Origin of the sequence: Buttiauxella agrestis ATCC 33320, assembly GCF_000735355.1 — a bacterium.
GTDB lineage: Bacteria > Pseudomonadota > Gammaproteobacteria > Enterobacterales > Enterobacteriaceae > Buttiauxella > Buttiauxella agrestis.
On record NZ_JMPI01000002.1, the window covers coordinates 1 to 4,264 of the forward strand.

The 4,264-nt window shown below is 45.2% G+C and carries 3 protein-coding genes and 4 tRNA genes; 6 read left to right on the plus strand and 1 reads right to left on the minus strand.

Translation table 11 applies throughout. From position 1 onward, the window contains the following. Positions 1 to 95 precede the first annotated feature (95 nt). Together murB and birA are read left to right on the plus strand one after the other, a co-directional pair. Positions 96 to 1,124, plus strand: coding sequence for a UDP-N-acetylmuramate dehydrogenase (gene murB / locus GBAG_RS00400; RefSeq protein WP_034492286.1), 1,029 nt, complete (start codon positions 96 to 98; stop codon positions 1,122 to 1,124). Then, positions 1,121 to 2,083 (plus strand): bifunctional biotin--[acetyl-CoA-carboxylase] ligase/biotin operon repressor BirA, encoded by a 963-nt coding sequence (gene birA / locus GBAG_RS00405; RefSeq protein WP_034492287.1) that lies wholly within the window; start codon positions 1,121 to 1,123, stop codon positions 2,081 to 2,083. The genes murB and birA overlap by 4 nt, the downstream gene beginning before the upstream one ends. A gap of 25 nt (positions 2,084 to 2,108) precedes the next feature. On the opposite strand, the gene coaA is transcribed toward birA, so the two are convergent. Continuing rightward, on the minus strand, positions 2,109 to 3,059 hold the full coding sequence (gene coaA / locus GBAG_RS00410) for a type I pantothenate kinase (RefSeq protein WP_034492290.1): 951 nt from the start codon (positions 3,057 to 3,059) through the stop codon (positions 2,109 to 2,111). Between the two features lie 649 nt (positions 3,060 to 3,708). Here coaA and GBAG_RS00420 point away from each other — a divergent pair. From GBAG_RS00420 to GBAG_RS00435, 4 genes are all read left to right on the plus strand, one after another. Next, positions 3,709 to 3,784, plus strand: a tRNA-Thr gene (locus tag GBAG_RS00420). Positions 3,785 to 3,794: 10 nt separating this feature from the next. Further along, positions 3,795 to 3,879 (plus strand) — tRNA-Tyr (locus tag GBAG_RS00425). Positions 3,880 to 3,996: 117 nt separating this feature from the next. Further along, positions 3,997 to 4,071 (plus strand) — tRNA-Gly (locus GBAG_RS00430). A gap of 5 nt (positions 4,072 to 4,076) precedes the next feature. After that, positions 4,077 to 4,152 (plus strand) — tRNA-Thr (locus GBAG_RS00435). Positions 4,153 to 4,264 lie beyond the last annotated feature (112 nt).

Here is a 4,264-nt window from a genome sequence, read left to right on the forward strand (position 1 = left end):
TTTATACAATTGCTCCTTCCTGCCTCCCTTCACACAAGCCAACCCTTGGCATATAAGGTAAACTAACCGGGTTTAAACTCAGGAAAGATACCGATATGAGCACCTCTCTTAAGCCTTTCAATACATTTGGTATTCAGGCTAACGCTTCACGTATTGTCATTGCTGAAACACTGTCGCAGCTAAAAGATGCCTGGAGCGAGGCGGTTGCAGCACAGATGCCGGTGTTGCTACTGGGAGAAGGGAGTAACGTTCTCTTTCTTGAAGATTATTCTGGCACCGTAATTATCAACCGTATAAAAGGCATAGAGGTTATCGAGGAAGATGATGCCTGGCATTTGCATGTTGGTGCAGGTGAAAACTGGCATCAGCTGGTTGAATATACCTTGCAGCATGGCATGCCAGGACTCGAAAATTTGGCTTTAATTCCGGGTTGTGCCGGATCCTCGCCTATTCAAAATATTGGTGCATATGGTGTTGAACTTAAGAGTGTTTGCGAATACGTAGATTGTGTTGATTTACTCAGCGGTGAAATGCATCGTCTGGATAATTCACAGTGCCAGTTTGGTTATCGCGACAGTATTTTTAAGCATGAATATCATAGCCACTATGCAATTGTTGCCGTAGGTCTGCGTCTACCGAAAAAATGGCTGCCGGTGTTAACTTATGGTGACCTAACCCGCCTTGATGCCGCGAATGTTACCCCTCAAGAAGTGTTCAATTCCGTTTGCCACATGCGTATGACAAAGCTGCCTGATCCGCGTGTTAATGGTAATGCAGGGAGTTTCTTTAAGAATCCCGTTGTGACCGCCGAACAAGCAGTCACGTTAATTTCTACTTTTTCAGCTATTCCACATTATCCGCAGACCGATGGTTCCGTAAAACTCGCCGCTGGTTGGTTAATCGATCAGTGCCAACTGAAAGGTTACAAGATTGGTGGTGCTGCAGTCCATAAACAGCAAGCTCTGGTATTGATAAACGAAGAAAGCGCGTCCAGCCAGAACGTTGTGGATCTCGCGCATTATGTTCGCCAGTGCGTTGGAGAAAAATTTAATGTGTGGCTGGAGCCGGAAGTCCGCTTTATCGGGCTATCTGGTGAGGTTAGCGCTGTGGAGACCATTGCATGAAAGATAACAAAATTCCTCTAACGCTGATTAGCATCCTTTCTGATGGTGAGTTTCATTCTGGCGAACATTTAGGCGAGCAGCTTGGTATGAGCCGAGCTGCTATTAATAAGCATATTCAAACACTAAGAGACTGGGGGGTGGATGTTTTTACCGTACCAGGCAAAGGATACAGCCTGCCGGATCCTATCCAGTTACTTAATGAAGAGCTGATAAAGTCACAGATTGATACGGGATCAATTGTAGTACTCCCAGTGATTGACTCGACGAATCAGTATTTACTCGAGAGGTTAGATACACTTCAGTCTGGAGATGCGTGTATTGCTGAATACCAGCAGGCGGGTCGTGGTCGTCGTGGGCGCCAATGGTTTTCACCTTTTGGTGCCAATCTCTACCTGTCTATGTACTGGCGACTTGAACAAGGGCCAGCAGCTGCGGTGGGCTTAAGTCTTGTTATTGGAATTGTTATGGCCGAAGTTCTGCAAGATCTAGGTGCAGAAAATGTCAGGGTGAAATGGCCAAATGATCTCTATCTCAACGATCGTAAGCTAGCTGGTATTCTGGTGGAGTTGACCGGTAAAACGGGTGATGCAGCCCAAATTGTAATTGGCGCAGGGATTAACCTTGCAATGCGGAATGTGGCTACCGATGTCATTAATCAAAGCTGGATTAATCTCCAGGAAGCTGGAATTAATATAGATCGTAATGCATTAGCAATTAAAATAATAAAAGAGTTACGTAAGGCATTACAATTATTTGAAGATGAAGGTTTAGTTCCTTTTCTTCCTCGCTGGGAATCACTCGATAACTTTATAAATCGTCAGGTGAAGTTAATAATAGGTGAAAGAGAAATTCACGGAATTTCCAGAGGAATTAATGAACAAGGTGGATTGCTATTAGAGCAGGATGGAGTAATTAAACCTTGGGTCGGTGGTGAAATCTCTTTACGCGGCGTTAATTAAAAAAATGGGGGTGCTCCCCCATTTTTTATTTTCTCAGTCGAACACACTCGACTTCATGATTCGAACTCTTCGTCATTATCAGGCTAGCGCGCTCACGCGTAGGCAGTATATTTTCTTTTAAATTCCGCCAGTTTATCTCTTTCCAAAGTTGTAATGCGACGTTAACAGCTTCATCTTCTGAAAGCTTGGCGTAGCTGTGGAAATAAGAATCAGGGTCGGTAAAAGCACCTTCACGGAATTTCAGGAAGCGAGTGATATACCAATCCTGGAGCAGATCTTCAGGTGCATCGACATATATAGAGAAGTCGACAAAGTCCGATACAAACACATGATGTGGGTCGTGTGGGTAATCCATGCCGCTCTGTAAAACATTCAATCCTTCAAGAATTAAAATATCAGGCTGAGCAACTGTTTTATCCCCATCGGGAATGACATCATAAATAAGATGAGAGTAAACCGGTGCGGTCACATTCGGCGCGCCTGATTTAATATCAGAAACGAATTTCACCAGACGATGCATATCATAGGATTGTGGGAATCCCTTTTTCTTCATCAGATTGCGTTCTTTCAACACTTTATTCGGATGTAGAAACCCATCAGTCGTAATTAACTCTACGCGACGATGCTCAGGCCAGCGGCTAAGCAAGGCTTGTAACACACGGGCAGTAGTACTTTTACCTACCGCAACACTCCCCGCGATACTAATGACGTACGGAATACGCTGCCCATTCGTACCGAGGAACTGCTCAAGTACTGCCTGGCGGCGTAAGTTCGAACTGATATAGAAATTCAATAGACGCGAAAGGGGCAGATAAATCTCTGCCACTTCCTCTAAAGAGAGGTCCTCATTGATACCTTTCAACCGTGCGATTTCACCTTCAGTCAAGGTCATCGGCACTGAGTCGCGTAAAGCTGCCCATTGGTTGCGGTTGAACTGCATATAAGGAGTCGTCAACATTTGCTCTTTATTACTCATAAGCATGCTTCTGCCTGTAATTCAGGACAAAAATGAACGTAGTACGCAGACTGAGAAAAGGAGACTCATCTCAGGTAATCAAAGGCGTGCAACGTATATATCTTTTTACAATGGGCAGGAGGGTAACACCAGATGGGGGATAATAATAAGAAAAAAACATAGTGGTGATGCTTTCAGAGGAAAACATCACCTGGGTCCGGACCATTAACTCGCTATGCGCTGCACAAATTGATTAACGGAGAATATAAGCTTGCGAACGAAAGAATGTTTAGGCTGGTGTACTTGCCTGGAGATCCACAACAATAGCTCTCGATGATTTGCGATTGATGATTTCTCCGTATGTGGGCACATCCCTAAGGTAAGAAGTGATCCAACGCCGCAGAAGTCGCTATAACTGCCATCTCAACGCATATGAAAGGATATTTGCGTAATCGTAGGGCATTAAAAAGGGCATTTCGCATGGTATAGGTGCAACTGTGCGGTAAGTCGAGGGTCGCCGTGTTGGATTTCATGTACAAAAATCACACCGTGACGTTTATTAATCCACCATTTTTACGAGCTATCGCGCAAAATATAAGCGGTAGTGCATTTTCTTTAATTTTTTTGTTGCATCACGGAGCCGGTCTTCCTAGAATGCGCGCTACTTGATGCCGACTTAGCTCAGTAGGTAGAGCAACTGACTTGTAATCAGTAGGTCACCAGTTCGATTCCGGTAGTCGGCACCATCAAGTGCTTGGTGGGGTTCCCGAGCGGCCAAAGGGAGCAGACTGTAAATCTGCCGTCATCGACTTCGAAGGTTCGAATCCTTCCCCCACCACCATTTTCAGGCTGCGCTATGCGTAGCCCGAGGCGACGAGATCCAACTAGTCGACTCGAATACTGAGAAGCTTCTTCTCAGGTCAATACAGAATTCAAGCAGGTAGCCGAGTTCCAGAGTGCGGGCATCGTATAATGGCTATTACCTCAGCCTTCCAAGCTGATGATGTGGGTTCGATTCCCACTGCCCGCTCCAGATGTGCTGATATAGCTCAGTTGGTAGAGCGCACCCTTGGTAAGGGTGAGGTCGGCAGTTCGAATCTGCCTATCAGCACCACCTCCTTTATCCTCCCTGTTTCTCTTCTGTTAATGAATTCAACAAATTCAGGCTTTAGCCTGGTTGATGTGGTGATATCACCGATTTATCCGTGTCTTAGAGGGACAATCGA